At 44.3% G+C, this 14,155-nt stretch carries 12 protein-coding genes; 6 read left to right on the top strand and 6 right to left on the bottom strand.

All coding sequences use genetic code 11. From position 1 onward, the window contains the following. Window positions 1-356: 356 nt before the first annotated feature. Window positions 357-2,516, bottom strand: a complete 2,160-nt coding sequence (locus R7E00_RS19175) for a prolyl oligopeptidase family serine peptidase (RefSeq protein WP_262605987.1) — start codon at window positions 2,514-2,516, stop codon at window positions 357-359. Window positions 2,517-2,722: 206 nt separating this feature from the next. Continuing rightward, window positions 2,723-4,294: an ATP-binding cassette domain-containing protein gene (locus tag R7E00_RS19170; RefSeq protein WP_262605986.1), complete on the bottom strand. Its 1,572-nt coding sequence runs from the start codon at window positions 4,292-4,294 to the stop codon at window positions 2,723-2,725. A 445-nt stretch (window positions 4,295-4,739) separates the two neighbouring features. On the opposite strand from R7E00_RS19170, the gene R7E00_RS19165 reads away from it, so the two are divergent. From R7E00_RS19165 to R7E00_RS19155, 3 genes are all read left to right on the top strand, one after another. Then, a complete protein-coding gene (locus tag R7E00_RS19165) occupies window positions 4,740-5,165 on the top strand; it encodes a universal stress protein (RefSeq protein WP_225491757.1) in 426 nt (141 codons plus the stop codon). Window positions 5,166-5,331: 166 nt separating this feature from the next. Then, entirely contained in the window at window positions 5,332-5,949 is a 618-nt protein-coding gene (locus tag R7E00_RS19160; protein WP_005375391.1) for an NAD(P)H-dependent oxidoreductase, read from the top strand. Further along, complete coding sequence (locus R7E00_RS19155; protein ID WP_005375390.1) at window positions 5,946-7,910, top strand: monovalent cation:proton antiporter-2 (CPA2) family protein; 1,965 nt, start codon at window positions 5,946-5,948, stop codon at window positions 7,908-7,910. Before R7E00_RS19160 ends, R7E00_RS19155 begins: the two co-directional genes overlap by 4 nt. 92 nt (window positions 7,911-8,002) lie before the next feature. Here R7E00_RS19155 and R7E00_RS19150 read toward each other — a convergent pair whose 3' ends face one another. After that, window positions 8,003-8,296, bottom strand: coding sequence for a hypothetical protein (locus R7E00_RS19150; RefSeq protein ID WP_005375389.1), 294 nt, complete (start codon window positions 8,294-8,296; stop codon window positions 8,003-8,005). Window positions 8,297-8,541: 245 nt separating this feature from the next. Between R7E00_RS19150 and R7E00_RS19145 the strand changes: the two genes are divergently transcribed. Then, a complete protein-coding gene (locus R7E00_RS19145) occupies window positions 8,542-8,835 on the top strand; it encodes an ArsR/SmtB family transcription factor (protein WP_005375388.1) in 294 nt (97 codons plus the stop codon). A 108-nt stretch (window positions 8,836-8,943) separates the two neighbouring features. Here R7E00_RS19145 and R7E00_RS19140 read toward each other — a convergent pair whose 3' ends face one another. Beyond that, the gene (locus R7E00_RS19140; protein WP_206970782.1) at window positions 8,944-10,293 is read right to left on the bottom strand and encodes an alpha-amylase family protein; all 1,350 of its coding nucleotides are present in this window, start codon (window positions 10,291-10,293) and stop codon (window positions 8,944-8,946) included. A gap of 520 nt (window positions 10,294-10,813) precedes the next feature. Between R7E00_RS19140 and R7E00_RS19135 the strand changes: the two genes are divergently transcribed. Together R7E00_RS19135 and R7E00_RS19130 are read left to right on the top strand one after the other, a co-directional pair. Next, a complete protein-coding gene (locus R7E00_RS19135) occupies window positions 10,814-11,170 on the top strand; it encodes a MerR family transcriptional regulator (protein WP_005375386.1) in 357 nt (118 codons plus the stop codon). Window positions 11,171-11,228: 58 nt separating this feature from the next. Beyond that, window positions 11,229-11,606, top strand: a complete 378-nt coding sequence (locus tag R7E00_RS19130) for a carboxymuconolactone decarboxylase family protein (RefSeq protein ID WP_206970781.1) — start codon at window positions 11,229-11,231, stop codon at window positions 11,604-11,606. A gap of 77 nt (window positions 11,607-11,683) precedes the next feature. Here R7E00_RS19130 and R7E00_RS19125 read toward each other — a convergent pair whose 3' ends face one another. Together R7E00_RS19125 and R7E00_RS19120 are read right to left on the bottom strand one after the other, a co-directional pair. After that, the gene (locus tag R7E00_RS19125) at window positions 11,684-11,914 is read right to left on the bottom strand and encodes a PAS factor family protein (RefSeq protein ID WP_005375384.1); all 231 of its coding nucleotides are present in this window, start codon (window positions 11,912-11,914) and stop codon (window positions 11,684-11,686) included. A 282-nt stretch (window positions 11,915-12,196) separates the two neighbouring features. Beyond that, window positions 12,197-14,155 (bottom strand): M9 family metallopeptidase (locus tag R7E00_RS19120; RefSeq protein WP_318124460.1); only part of this gene is annotated, 1,959 nt, incomplete at its 5' end.

The following is a 14,155-nucleotide window of genomic DNA, read 5'->3' as shown; positions in this document are numbered from 1 at the left end:
CCGCTACTTATATCTTATATAACTTGAAATTTGGTAATACTAATGAAGAAGGAAATATTAAAAATTATGAAAATTCAATTATCATTAGAACAAATGATTAATTAATTTTACCATATAAATAGAGAGTGCAATGGATTTAGGTGATCGCGATCAATGTTTCATTTCGATCGTACCACACTCTTCAGATTAATTAGAACATTATAATAATGTAAAAAACCTTAGTTTGATTAGCCTAGCATCAGATTAGAATAGTAGGCCTATAATAAATAAAAAGGAATCACTCTCTGTGATTCCCTTTTATTATCGAGCGATAAAGCGCCGATGCGTTTCGATAACTAAAACGCAAACAATTCGCACTATTGCAGTTTCTCTATTCCCATATTGAACAGTGCAAAACTATAAATATCTGCATTTGTCTCAATTATTTTACGCGTTGGTGTGCCTGCACCATGTCCTGCATTGGTTTCGATGCGAATTAAAGTCGGATTTGAACCCGCCTGTTTTGACTGCAACTCAGCAGCAAATTTGTAAGAGTGAGCAGGAACAACACGATCATCATGATCACCCGTTGTAATCAATGTCGCTGGGTATTCCACCCCCACTTTTACATTGTGCACTGGCGAATAACCTTTCAGATATTGGAACATCTCTTTACTTTGCTCTGCCGTACCGTAGTCATACGCCCAACCAGCACCTGCGGTAAAAGTATGGTAACGCAACATATCCAGTACGCCGACTGCTGGCAGCGCCACTTTAAACAGATCTGGACGTTGCGTCATAACTGCCCCCACTAACAAGCCACCATTCGATCCACCGTTAATGGCTAACTTGTTTGATGACGTTACCTTTTCATCAATTAGGAATTCAGCCGCCGCAATAAAGTCATCAAACACATTTTGCTTTTGCATTTGAATGCCAGCGTTGTGCCACTCTTTACCATACTCCCCACCGCCACGAATGTTCGCTACCGCGTAAACACCACCAAGCTCCAACCAAGCCGCACGTGTCGGGTTAAAAGATGGTGTGAGGCTGATGTTGAAACCACCATAACCATATAGGATGGTTGGTGCACTGCCGTCCATCGGTGTCCCTTTTTTATAGGTGATGATCATCGGCACTTTTGTTCCGTCTTTTGAGGTGTAAAACACCTGGCGAGATTCATATAAAGCGGGATCAAATGGCGCTTTAGATTTGTAGTACACCTCGCTATCACCATCTTTGATGTTCAGACGATACGTAGTGCTTGGCATCTTGTAGTTGGTGAAAGAATAGTAGACTTCGGTTTCTTCTTTTTTACCCGAGAAACCGTATGCGCTGCCAATATCAGGCAATTTGATTTCTCGGATGAGTTTGCCGTTCATGTCGTATTGCTTCACCATCGAGATCGCATCAACAATATAGCTCGCAAACAAGTTGCCACCCGCGGTAGAAACACGTAACACGTTCTTTGTTTCAGGGATCAAATCTTTCCAGTTTTTGGGCTGCGGCTGACTCGCATCCACCGTCACGACGCGTTTGTTCGGCGCGTTAAGGTTCGTAACCAAGTACAGCTTCGTGCCTTGGTTGTCTATCACCCAAGTATCAGAACTGGTGTTATCTAAAATGGTTTTAAGCGGGCTGTTTGGCTTACTCAGATCTTTAAAGAACAGTTTGTTACCCGATGTCGATACGCTGGCTGAGATAAACAAGTAGCGTTCATCATCTGACGTATAGCCGCCAACATAACGGTATTTCTCTTCCTCAAACCCGCCGAAAATCAGCTGGTCTTCACTTTGTTTCGTCCCAAGCTTATGAAAGTAGAGCTTGTGTTGATCTGTCTTCGCGGAGAGTTCACTCCCCTGTGGCTTGTCATAACTCGAGTAATAGAAACCTTGATTGCCGAGCCAACTGATGCCGCTGAACTTAATATCCACCAGCGTTTCACCGACTGGCTTTTTGGTTTCTGTGTCTAACACAATGACTTTGCGCCAATCGCTACCGCCTTCCGAAATACTGTATGCGACCAAAGAACCGTCTCGTGAAAAGCTCACTCCCGCTAACGATGTGGTGCCATCCTCACTAAACGTATTTGGATCGAGGAAAATTTCTGCGTCACCATCACCTAACTGCCGATAAAGCACATCTTGGTTTTGTAACCCGTCATTTTTGTAGAAATAAGTGAACTTACCCTCTTTGAACGGTTGGCTTTGCTTTTCGTAGTCCATGAGCTTAGTGATGCGATCTTCAATCTGCTCGCGGTAAGGGATTTTCGACAGATAATCAAACGTCACTGCATTTTGTGCCTTCACCCATTCTGCGGTTTCTGGGCTGAGATCGTCTTCCAACCAGCGATAAGGATCACTCACTTTTGTACCAAAGTAGTCATCGACAACATCCACTTTTTGTGTGGTTGGATACGTGATGGCTTTCGGGGTTACTTGTTCAACCGACGACTGCGCCGCTTCATTTGCATGCGCCACAGACAACACACTTCCGAGTGCGAGAGCCGTTGCGAATGCTAGGGTGTTCTTTTTCATGAAATTCCTTTTTATTTTTCTGTTGTCTTTTTGTGCAATACATCAGAACTCTACTATATATCGACAAAATGAATCTAATTTCATTAAACGAGTTGTGAAAGCCATCCTAACTCCCTCATTTCCTGCCAATTCTACATATCGGTAAGTGGCGGTGTAGAGCTTGGGAGCAATACTTAAGAGCTACGATGGCGTTTACTCTCTTTCGTCTAATTCAGTTCGATTTGACGCAAAACCCCAGACTCAGAAGCGAAATCTTGGTCGTGACTAATCAGAACAAATCCACCTTTGTATGCATTTAACGCCTGACTAAGCATTATTTTTGACTCGAGGTCGAGATGGTTATCTGGTTCATCGAGCAGCAGCAAAGGCTGGGAGTGTTGATGGCTGACGATCAGCATTGCGAGCTTCATCTTCTCGCCACCGCTTAGTACGCATCCCAACCGAAACACAGCGTCTCGACGAAAACCGATCCCCGCCAGTAAGGTTCTCGCTTCACTTTCCGTCATCTCTTGGCAAGTCTCCATTACGTTCTCAAGTAACGAAAGATTTGGATTCACTGCGCCAAAGTGTTGGTCGAGATAATACAAGGGAGTATTCACTTGCAGCTCACCTCTCAGAAACGACAACTCGCCAAGCAACGTCTTTAACAAGGTTGACTTTCCGCATCCATTTTTCCCTTTGAGATGGACTTTGTCGTTCGCAAAAATCTGCAAAGTGATAGGGGTAGAATCCCCAAAAGGCAATATACCTTCTTGTATCGACAACACTTTTCTCGAACGGTTCGGATTATCTGCAAGATAAAGCTTTTGCGCTTTGAGCTGCTCATGTCGCGATTGCAACGCCCGCTCTTTGGCTTGTAAATGCACTTGTCTGAGTTGCTCATTCTTATTGCGATTTGAGGTGCTGGCGGTCGCGCTATCCTTTTTGCCATCAAGCAAAATTTTGGGCTGACTGCCGTCTTTGCGCAGTTTGTTCCCTTGCGCGGCGCGTTGGTCTGCTTTTTCGCGATTTTTCTGGGCTTGCTCAGCTAACCGTTTTTTCTGTTTATCGACCTGCGCTAACTGCCTTTCGACCGCTTGTAGCTCAGTGCGTTTTTGCTCGGCATACACATCGTAATTTCCACCAAAAACCTGTAAACCTAGGCCCGATAGTTCCCAAATTTCCTCCATATCTCGCAGCAGCTCACGATCGTGACTGATGAGTAAAATCGCGCCGCCGAAATACGTCATAGACTCTATCAGCCATTGTTTCGCCTCGGTATCGAGGTGATTGGATGGCTCATCGAGAATCAAAAGTTCCGTTTCGTTTTCAAACAACTGCCATAACTGCAAACGCGCCAACTGACCACCACTGAGCCGAGCACAAGAGAAATCAGGGTCTTGCGGCAAGCCCATCGCAGCAAGCTGCTGTTTGAGTTTCTGTTCAATATCCCACTGTTCGCCAACCAGTTCGAACCAATGCTCAGAAACATCACCTTGTTCAATCTGCTTCAAAGCATGTAAGACCGAGTCTGTTCCCAAAAACTGGGCGATCGATTGCTGACCTGAAAGCAGATCAGACGGCTGCTGGCGATACATCATGAAAGAAGAGGGAGAAGTCACAACACCGCTGGCAGGCTGAGTTTCGCCCGCCAAAATGGAAGCCAAAAGCGACTTACCGATGCCATTGCGCCCAACCAAACCAACACGTCGTTTAGTCATGGAACAAGAAATAGACTGGAATAGCGTCTCGCCATTATCAAACTGATGGCTAACATTAAAAGCTTGTAAAACTGGCATAATTTGCCTCCTGTATGACAGGGACAACAGCCGTAACTATGATTTGAGATTGCAACAAAACGCGTGCACAAACGCATTAAGCTTTATGTAAAGCTCGACGATAAACGTCAAATAAAAAATTTGTCTTGTTGCAAAGAAATATCGGAAAGTGAGCTACGCCTACTAACCCTGCAGATCCAAAAAATAAGTAAAAATATGGATGACAGGTTTAGTTCTTCATGTTGGCGTAATCTCCTAGAGAAATGATGCGCAGAGTGTAGCGGCTTTTTTGTTCAAAAAGCAAGCTTTCTAACCAAATGAGTACAAAGAGAAAGTTTCACAGCAAGTTGTTATATCGTATTAACTTTTTAACAAAACTTTGAACAATTTCGAGATCTTATCAACACAATTTTTGCCCAAGCCATACTATGCTTAGGGTAAAGATAATCCACATAAGGGCGTGGTTATGAAATACAAACATATCCTTGTTGCACTCGAACTGTCAGATGAAAGCACCGTGCTTATCGACAGAGCGGTATCAATGGCAAACTATCTCGACTCCGATATCTCCTTTATCCATATTGATGGTACGCACGGAGAAATCTATCGCGAGCTTGTAGACATTAAAGAGAACCCGGATCAAAGGCCGTTGAATGAGCATTCAATGGAGTGTTTAAGAACATTCAGTGATTACATGGACTACCCACTTAAACACTTCTTTGTAGGCACAGGTGATTTAGCTGATAAATTGGAAGTCACCATTAAAGAACAAGAAGTGGATCTGTTGATTTGTGGTCACCACCAAGATTTCTGGAGCAAGATTATTTCTTACTCCAGACACTTAATTAACAAGTCACCGGTGGATATTCTAGTCGTCCCTATTCATGATTAGTAAAACGTAACGCTTCCCAAAACCACCAATCTATTTGGTGGTTTTTTATTGATATTGAAACAGCTTAAACAGTTTTCCAAACTAGCTTGGTGATCATTTATGAGTTACATTTTCTAACCAACCCGCGCTCCTACTGGGCATGGTTATTTAGATAGCAAGGATCCCTATGGCAAATAAAAAAGTACTCATTCTCTTTGCTCATCCTTCCCAGCATCGTTCAGAAGTGAATACTCCACTTTTCAAAGAAGCTCAAAAAATTGAAGGCGTGACATGTGTTGATCTCTATGGCGAATACCCTCGTTTCGATATTAATATCGACCGTGAGCAGCAACGCTTACGTGAGCATGACGTGGTGATTTTCCAATTCCCACTATATTGGTATTCAACGCCTGCGATTTTAAAAGAGTGGCAAGATCTGGTTTTGGAATATGGCTTTGCTTACGGTACAGATGGCACAGCACTGCAAGGCAAGACCATGCTTTGTGTGCTGTCTGCAGGGGGCAAAGAAGAAGCTTATAAGGCAGAGGGCTACAACCACTTTACGATTCGTCAACTGCTTGCGCCTATTGAACAAATGTCCGCACTGACCGGCATGAACTACATTGCCCCTCTCGCGATGTTTGGCGCACGTACAGCAGATGAAGAAGGGCGAATCCCTCGTCATGTTGAGCGGTACAAGAGCCTGCTAACAGCTTTAGTCGAAGATAGGTTGGATGTTGAAGCTGCGGCGTCATTAATCAAGCTTAACAGCGCATTGCCAGAGCTCATTAAGGAGGCTTCATGACAGGGATATTCTTACAAGCCTTCGTATATTTGATTGCTGCTGTAATTGCAGTCCCACTTGCTAAGCGTTTGGGACTTGGGTCCGTTTTAGGCTATCTCATCGCAGGTGTGGTTATTGGCCCAATTATCGGTTTAGTCGGTGAAGAAACAACAACAATCCAGCACTTTGCCGAGTTTGGCGTGGTGATGATGCTGTTTCTCGTTGGCTTAGAGCTCGAACCCAAAATGTTGTGGGCGATGCGCAATCGCTTAATGGGCTTAGGAGGTCTGCAAGTCGGCGGTACCGTCGCGGCGATTATGGGTATTGCCTTATACTTTGACCAGCCTTGGACCATAGCCTTAGCCATAGGTTTGATCTTCGCCCTCTCTTCTACTGCGATTGTTTTGCAAACTTTTAGCGAAAAAGGATTAACGAAGACGGAAGGTGGACAAAACGCTTTCTCCGTGTTGCTTTTTCAAGATATTGCAGTGATACCAATGTTGGCGTTCATTCCCCTATTGGCCTTACCTGAATTAATTGAACAGGCACAGTCCGCAGCACAAACAGCCGCAGCGCACCATGAAGAATTAAGCCTCGTTGCGGGGTTGCCAGGCTGGGCATACGGCATCGTAATCACAGCATCGATAGCAATCGTCGTCGTTGGTGGACACTTTTTAAGTCGACCGCTGCTCAATTATGTGGCTAGCTCTGGTTTGCGAGAAATCTTTACCGCAACTGCACTCATGCTTGTCATTGGTATCGCTGCACTGATGAGTTTAGTGGGCTTATCTCCTGCCTTAGGAACCTTCTTGGCTGGCGTTGTATTGGCGAACAGTGAATTCCGCCACGAGTTAGAATCCAATATCGAACCATTTAAAGGCCTATTGTTAGGTCTGTTCTTTATTACCGTTGGCGCAGGGATCAACTTCTCGGTCCTTTTTGGTGATTTCTGGTTGGTCATGGCATTGACCATTGGCGTGATGGTTTTGAAAGCCTTGGTGCTGTTTATTCTTGCACTGATATTTAGGGTGAAAGGCAGCAACCGCTGGCTGTTTACCCTAAGCTTGGCTCAAGCAGGTGAATTCGGCTTTGTACTTCTAAGCTTTTCAGTGCAAAACCACGTCATCCCATTTGAACTTTCACAAACTCTTGCGTTAGTGGTTGCGATTTCGATGTTCCTGACACCAGGTTTGTTTATTCTGTTTGATAGAGTGATTCTGCCGCGCTTTGAAAGCCAGTCAAATGAACGCGAAAGCGATACGATTGAGGAAACAGGCACGGTGATCATCGCCGGCATCGGCCGCTTTGGACAAATAGTGAATCGCCTATTGGTATCAAACGGCGTGACTACCGTGGTACTTGACCATCAATCTGACCAAGTCGATAACATGCGCCAGATTGGCACTCGCGCCTATTTTGGCGACGCGACTCGACCAGATATGCTACATACAGCCGGCATTGAGCACGCCGCTGCGTTGGTTGTGGCGATTGATAACCAAGAATCGAGTGTAGAACTGGTGAAGTACGTTAAGCACACGTACCCAAAAGTAACAGTGATTGCACGTGCCTTTGACCGTGGACATGGCTATCTTTTGCGTCAAGCGGGGGCTGATATTATTGAATCAGAGACCTACCATTCTGCATTGGAGATGGGCGGTCACACAATGAAAGCCCTTGGCATTCACCCCTTCTTTGTTGAACAACAGAAGGCGACATATAAGCGTGTTGAAGCACGTAAGTCAGAAATACTTTACAAAGCTTGGGAAGATGATTCTGAAGGTGAACGCTATGACAACAATTTCCGACAACTGTTTATTCAGTTAGAGGAGAAAATGGCGGAAGAGATGCAAAAAGATCGTCATGACAAACTATCGCGGTCAGAACGTGGTTGGACACCGCCACCTAAAGGTTACGCCGATGACTTTAATGAAGATAACGTCCAAGAGCTAACACCACCAAGAGAAGAGCCTATCCAACGATAACGCACTCCATATTAAAAACCTCCCGCTTGGGAGGTTTTTATTTTTTCAGTACAGAGCCACACGCCGTGCAGAATAAAATGATCTTCTCGATATTACATAAGATCATTCATTAAAATCTCATACTCTTCGTTTGCTTCTTCCACTAAATGAGAAAGCTCTAACGCATCAGTAACTGCAAGATTGAACTGCCACGGAGTTGTGTCTTCTTTACCACAGATTCGAGTTTCACACCCACGACTCTCAAAAGACAAATCATCAAACTCTGTGGTGTGGCGCTCTTGAAGTTCAACAATCTCAACTTCTAATTTACCAACAGGGTTGACTTTAACGTGGGCATGTAACTCCGAACTGTTAGACAAACAATAATCTCTATGAACCGCAATCATGGCCGCCTCCTTGGTCTGCCAACTGACAACTCAACATTGAGTGTAGACGAGGGATTTTGAACGTGGCGTGAAATAATAATGAAGATTGATCTGTCTCATTAGAACAGACAATTGTTGTCATGAAGGCATGAGCCAGTATGAATCTCATCTGATTTAAACTGTTCTGAGATCGTAATAGTTGGCATTTACCGAGACTTTCCCTATTATCGAAACAAAATTACTGTGGTCATTCTTTAGAGGTCAGTATGGAGCTTGAAGCCGTTGCTAAAGCACTAAAAGAGTTAGGGCATCCGACTCGTTTAAGTATTTACAAAGAAGTCGTCAAAGCGGGATACAAAGGTATCGCGGTAGGCGGCGTACAAGAAAAGCTTGGCATTCCAGCATCCACTCTCTCTCATCATATCTCGAGCCTTGCTTCAGCTGGTCTTCTCACCCAGCGCCGCGAGGGTAGAACCCTTTTTTGTGTTGCAGAGTATCAGTGCTTAGATGACGTAATTGGTTTTTTAAAAGCAGAATGTTGCGTTAACGAGTGCTCATAAATTTCTAGCAAAAACGAGAGAGTTTGAGTTTCTATTGAACTTCAGCAGAACGTGAATGACGATGAAAAACATACACACCGAAGTTGCTAAGCTCGGTGTGTACATCTTCTAGTTCGCGACAAGTAACATCGACGACTTAGATGGTACGATTAACTTACCGTCAGTTGGAATGATTTGTTCTGTCATCAAATCAACCCAATTGCCATCCGTTTTTAATGTCAAAGACTGTTGACGCTGTGATTTATTAAGCACCACAATACCTTTGTCACCTCGCTTAAGTACGAGCATGTCATCGTTACCTTCAAGAACACTCATCGGCTCGCCATGCGTCATATTATGGAACTGGATCATTTTTGTCATTCTCGGGTCGCTCCATGCACCTTGCCACCTTGGCTGACCATTTTTACCTTTAATACCGCTGGTGTTTAAGTCGGTATAAATCAACGGCACACCGCCATCTCGGCCTAGAATATAGGCATAAGCTAACCATTCGTTTTCCTCGTCCATGATGAGATCAAGAAAGACATCATTGTTAGGAATATCATGTGTGATAGCAAATGTAATCGCACGACCGGGGGACAAAGCCTGACCAAAACAATAGGGATCAATCAGAGACTTGAAGCTGCCCTTTTTAGCAAACGCCTTAAACATGGTTGAGAACAAAGGGAAATCGTACGCACCTAGGCGAGTTTCCTGTAGATACGGCTCAAGAAACAGCTGATACTCTTCTTCCGTCGCACCGCCATCGGTAATAATTTCACCAAATATATGCACATCCCGCGTGATGTCGTCTGTCCAAACACGCTTAAGATGCTCTAACGTCATGTGTTTCGCAGCGTCAATACGAAAACCTTTCACACCAATAGCTTTCAGCGCCTTTAGGTACGCTCGCTGCTGCTCAACGACATGGTCACAAACACGAAGAGTTGGCAAGCCAGGATCGGTTGGTCCACCTGTGATACGTCCGTTTTGAACCTGCCACTTATCTTTCCAGTCTTTGATGCCGAATGCTTCAACAAAGTCCTCTTCATCAAAAAGTGGTTGAGATAGATCGCCAAACAACGCTAGCGACTGATATTTCTGTTTGTTGTTCTGGTATTCCTCCAAGACCTCTTGTCTTGGGTACTGAAGGTCTCTGCGAAGGTGGGCCTCATTTGCCATATGGTTAAACACTACGTCGGCATAAACCCACACACCAACTTGCTCCAGTTCACGAACCATATGAATAAAATCTTTGGTATCACCCAAAGCATTATCGATAACACGATAATCTTGTGGTTGATAACGCTGCCACCAGCGCTCATCGTGTGCGCTTTTCATTGGTGGCGAAACCAACACAGAGCCATAACCAAGCTCGCGGATTTCTTTTGCTCGTTGGGCAATGTCAGCATACTTCCAATCAAACGCATGTAAGATAACGTTTGCACCGAATGATTGTGTTTCCTGTGAGCCACTCATGTTGTTCTCCTGCTCGTTTCCACTCACGATTACTTGTTTGCATTTTTTTGTGAGTGAATTCAATAATCGAAATTATAAAAGCTATTCATCAGAGGCACTCACCCTTTTAGCACTAACTCAAGGCTGAAATCGAAGGCGTAGCGACTCATCCATTGCACAGCGATAAATCGTTCTGAGTGAATAACGGGCACACGACATACAACCCGAACAGACCAAAACAAAACTAAGGCATTGTTTTGATTAACAAAAACTTAAATTTAAAAAGATAGAACATAAGACCTATGTACGCCCTAAAATAGGCCCAAAGGATAAAAATAGCCAAGCCAACCCGTTGAGTAATCAATTGTTAATAAAACGAAACTGGCAGATGGATCACGTTTGGCGCGTTTCAAAAATCCAGTAAATCACCATACCTAGCGTTAAAAGACTAAAGATTTCTGTTTGTATCTGTCCCGAAATGACTTCAAAATGCGAAACTTAGCTTATCTCTATGGGGTATGCTCTACCTTGGAGGATAATAATGAATATCAAAGAATTTTCTGACCTCGTCGGGCTATCTGCTCATACACTTCGATACTATGAAAAAATCGGTTTACTTAAACATGTCCATAGAAACGCGAGTGGACATCGAATGTATAGTTCGAAAGATCTAAACTGGATAAGCTTTGTTAAGCGTTTAAAAGAAACTGCAATGCCACTTGAAGAGATTCTAGAGTATGCCAAATTAAGGGAAGTCGGCTCTCAATCTGTACCACAACGTCAAGCCCTGTTAGAACAACACCAAGAAAACCTCAAACGCCACATTGAGCAACAGAAAAAGCACTTATCGGCTCTAGAAGAAAAAATTGCCTTGTATAAAAGCGGAAAAGTTCGTTGACTTAGAGTTAACTCTAACGATTAAGGTGTGTTTACGTTTATTCACTAGGAACATACCGATGGAACAATCACGCTTTAACAAAGGATTAGAACTACTCTCTCAAATTGATGGCGACGCTGGTCATAATGTCATCGAAACCTTACAAGATATTTGTCCAGATTTAGCTCAGTACACCATTGAGTATCCGTTTGGCGATATTTATGCTCGCCCGGGCTTAGACCTAAAATCGAGAGAAATCGCAACCGTCGCCGCGCTAACGGCAATGGGGGATTGCGCGCCGCAACTAAAAGTGCACTTAAATGCAGCGCTGAATGTAGGCTGTAGCGAGGATGAGATTAAAGAGATCATTTTGCAGATGTCCGTCTACGCAGGTTTTCCCGCGGCATTAAACGGCATGTTTGCATTCAAAGAAGTGCTAGCGGAAAGAGCAGAGTAATAACGACGTTGAAATCAATTTAACCGCAATTAAAAACGGCCCTTGGGGTTCGGGCCGTGATTAAAACAACGAGTGAATTAGCGCTCAGGAGTTTCAAGCAGTTTAACCGCGCAATCTACCGCGTTGTTAATGCCTTGACTGCTCTCCAACTTGCCTGAACTTGCAGGACCAAGGGCACAAGAATACAAAGCCAGCTGCTTATCGAACGGCAGATCCAACTGTTCATAGAGATTTTGTCGGATTCTTGCATGTTGTTCTGGTTCTTGGTTAGCAAGGCTAATCAACGTTTCATAAATAAGCGTTTTCATGTCTTTCCCTTTTCACTTTATTGCACGGGGTGCATATATATTGTATCCATTTGGGAAGCACAAATCAGAAGCTAGGTCACAGAACGCGTCGCTAAAAAAGTTTATGTGCGCGGTAAATTGCAATACAAACCTAAAGCCGTTTAGAAAAAGGGCAACTGATAACTCGATAGATCAGCCGATTAACTAGCATTCGCCGCTGTTTGTTTATAATCGTGTCCGATATAAACAAAAACGTCGCTGTATCAGCGACGTTTTATCTCGACTTTAGTTAATCGAACCTGTTTAGTTGAAGTGCACTAGCATTTCAACGTCATCGCCTTGCTCTGGAGCCTGAAGAGCGAAGTGCACGTACCCTGCTTCAGTAACAGGAATCGCAAGGTATTCATTGCTGCCTGCATAGTTGGACGCATACTCGTGCTGCTCTACTGTAGGCCAATGCTCCCTACTCGCGTATAGATCGACATTACCAGTTTGAGAGTGAGCCGTTAGCCATACACGAACCTCTTCAACACCTTCAGGCACATAAACTGCCGCATAACGCTGCTTGTGAACGGTAAGCATTTTGGCTTCACCAGACTCTAATACCACAGGTGCTAAATCATCTTGCACTTGGGTTGGCGGTGTTTGCGCTTCCACTTCTAACGCAGCCACAAGATTCACTGAGTCATAGCTATCACGTCCAGTTAAGCTGATGTAGTAACGACCCGCTTTAACGTAACCATCTTGCTCTGGTTCAAACACAATCTCTTCATTGCTGCCATCAGCATATTGACTCATTTCGAAATCATAGTAATGCGCGACTTTGTTGTAGCTCATGTAAAGATCCGCATCACCCGCCCCCTCAATAGATACATTGAAGTTAACGGTGTTGGCTGGAACATCAACGTAGAACAGTTTTTCGCTGTATGCTTCGCCACTGAGCTGAAGGCTTTGGTTCGCCGTCAATTCAGTCACTTGTGCTTCAGGGCTTGTTGGTTCTGTTGGCTCTTCTGGGTCTGTATCAGGTTGCTCAGGTTCCACTTTTAATGTGTCCAACCAACGTTCAAACTCAGCATCGTATTGTTGACCTAAAGACGTCACCTGCTGTGCCCATTGTTCGAACTGGCCAGAGCGCGACAATGCCAACAAGCTTTCGACGTCTTGTGGATGATTTTCTAACATGAATCGAACAGCTAGATAACCCCAACGATAGATACGATTGGTATCGTGAGAGTACGTGGTATCAAACACAGTGGAAAGGCTCAGTTTACCATCTGCAATCAGCTCAATCGCAGCTTGGTAACCTTGCTTGTAATGCATGTATTCAGCAAAACCTTCTAGCCACCAAACAATATGACCATGAGCCAAGTTATCGCTGAACGAACCGTATTGGTTAAATCGTGCATCTAAATAGTGCGTGTATTCATGTTCTAGGTTCAAGATAGAGAGATCTTCACCATTCGCGTAGCGATAAGCGACGAAACGCGCAGTATTGTCCGCTTTTGAAGGGTCACCTTCTAGGTACTGACCACCGTTGTCCGTTGTATTACCAAATAGGAATGAAGAGTAATCAACGTAACTAGTGTTACTCGCGAATACCGCCACTTCAACACGATCATTCAAATCATCAGCGACAGGTTGATTACCCGTATTCGCAACTCGATGGAAGTCGGCTTCTTTTGCCGCTAGCACTTCACACGCTTTCGCTGCTTGAGCATCGGTCAGATCCTCAGAGCGAATAATGGCAGGTCCCTGACATTCAAAACGATTTGGCATTACACGTGCAGCTAAATCTTGCTTGGCTTGCTCAATATTCAGACCATTTAGGCCTTCTGGTGCGTAGTAGCTCATCATTTCAACGGCAGCAAGCCATAGTTTGTCATGCTCACTACCCAGTGGATAACGCTGCATCACCTGTTGCATTACTGCCAATGCTTTGCGTTTGGTCTCCTGATCTGGGCTCGCGAGCAAACGACCAGTTTCACGTAATGCATTGAAAACGATAAAGCTTGCATCCGTATCTAATGCCCAAGCATTATCAGATGCGAATTTCACCAACGTATCAATATGGTGTGTATTGTTTGCCATGTATCGGTAGAACGCATCGTTCGCCGCATGGCCTGCCATAGAGCGGAACAAGTTGTTTAAACCATCGACCCATTGCGTGTCCTGCGCGGTTTCACGATTAAAGTGCATCAACGCGGCCATCATGCTATCCATGGTCAGCGGCAACTGCTTAACGTTATCAACCATCAAAGTCAG

It is taken from the genome of Vibrio sp. Vb1755, from assembly GCF_033338635.1.
GTDB classification, from domain to species: Bacteria; Pseudomonadota; Gammaproteobacteria; order Enterobacterales; family Vibrionaceae; genus Vibrio; species Vibrio alginolyticus.
Note: the sequence above shows the minus strand (reverse complement) of the source record. Positions and strands in the feature narration are given on the sequence as shown.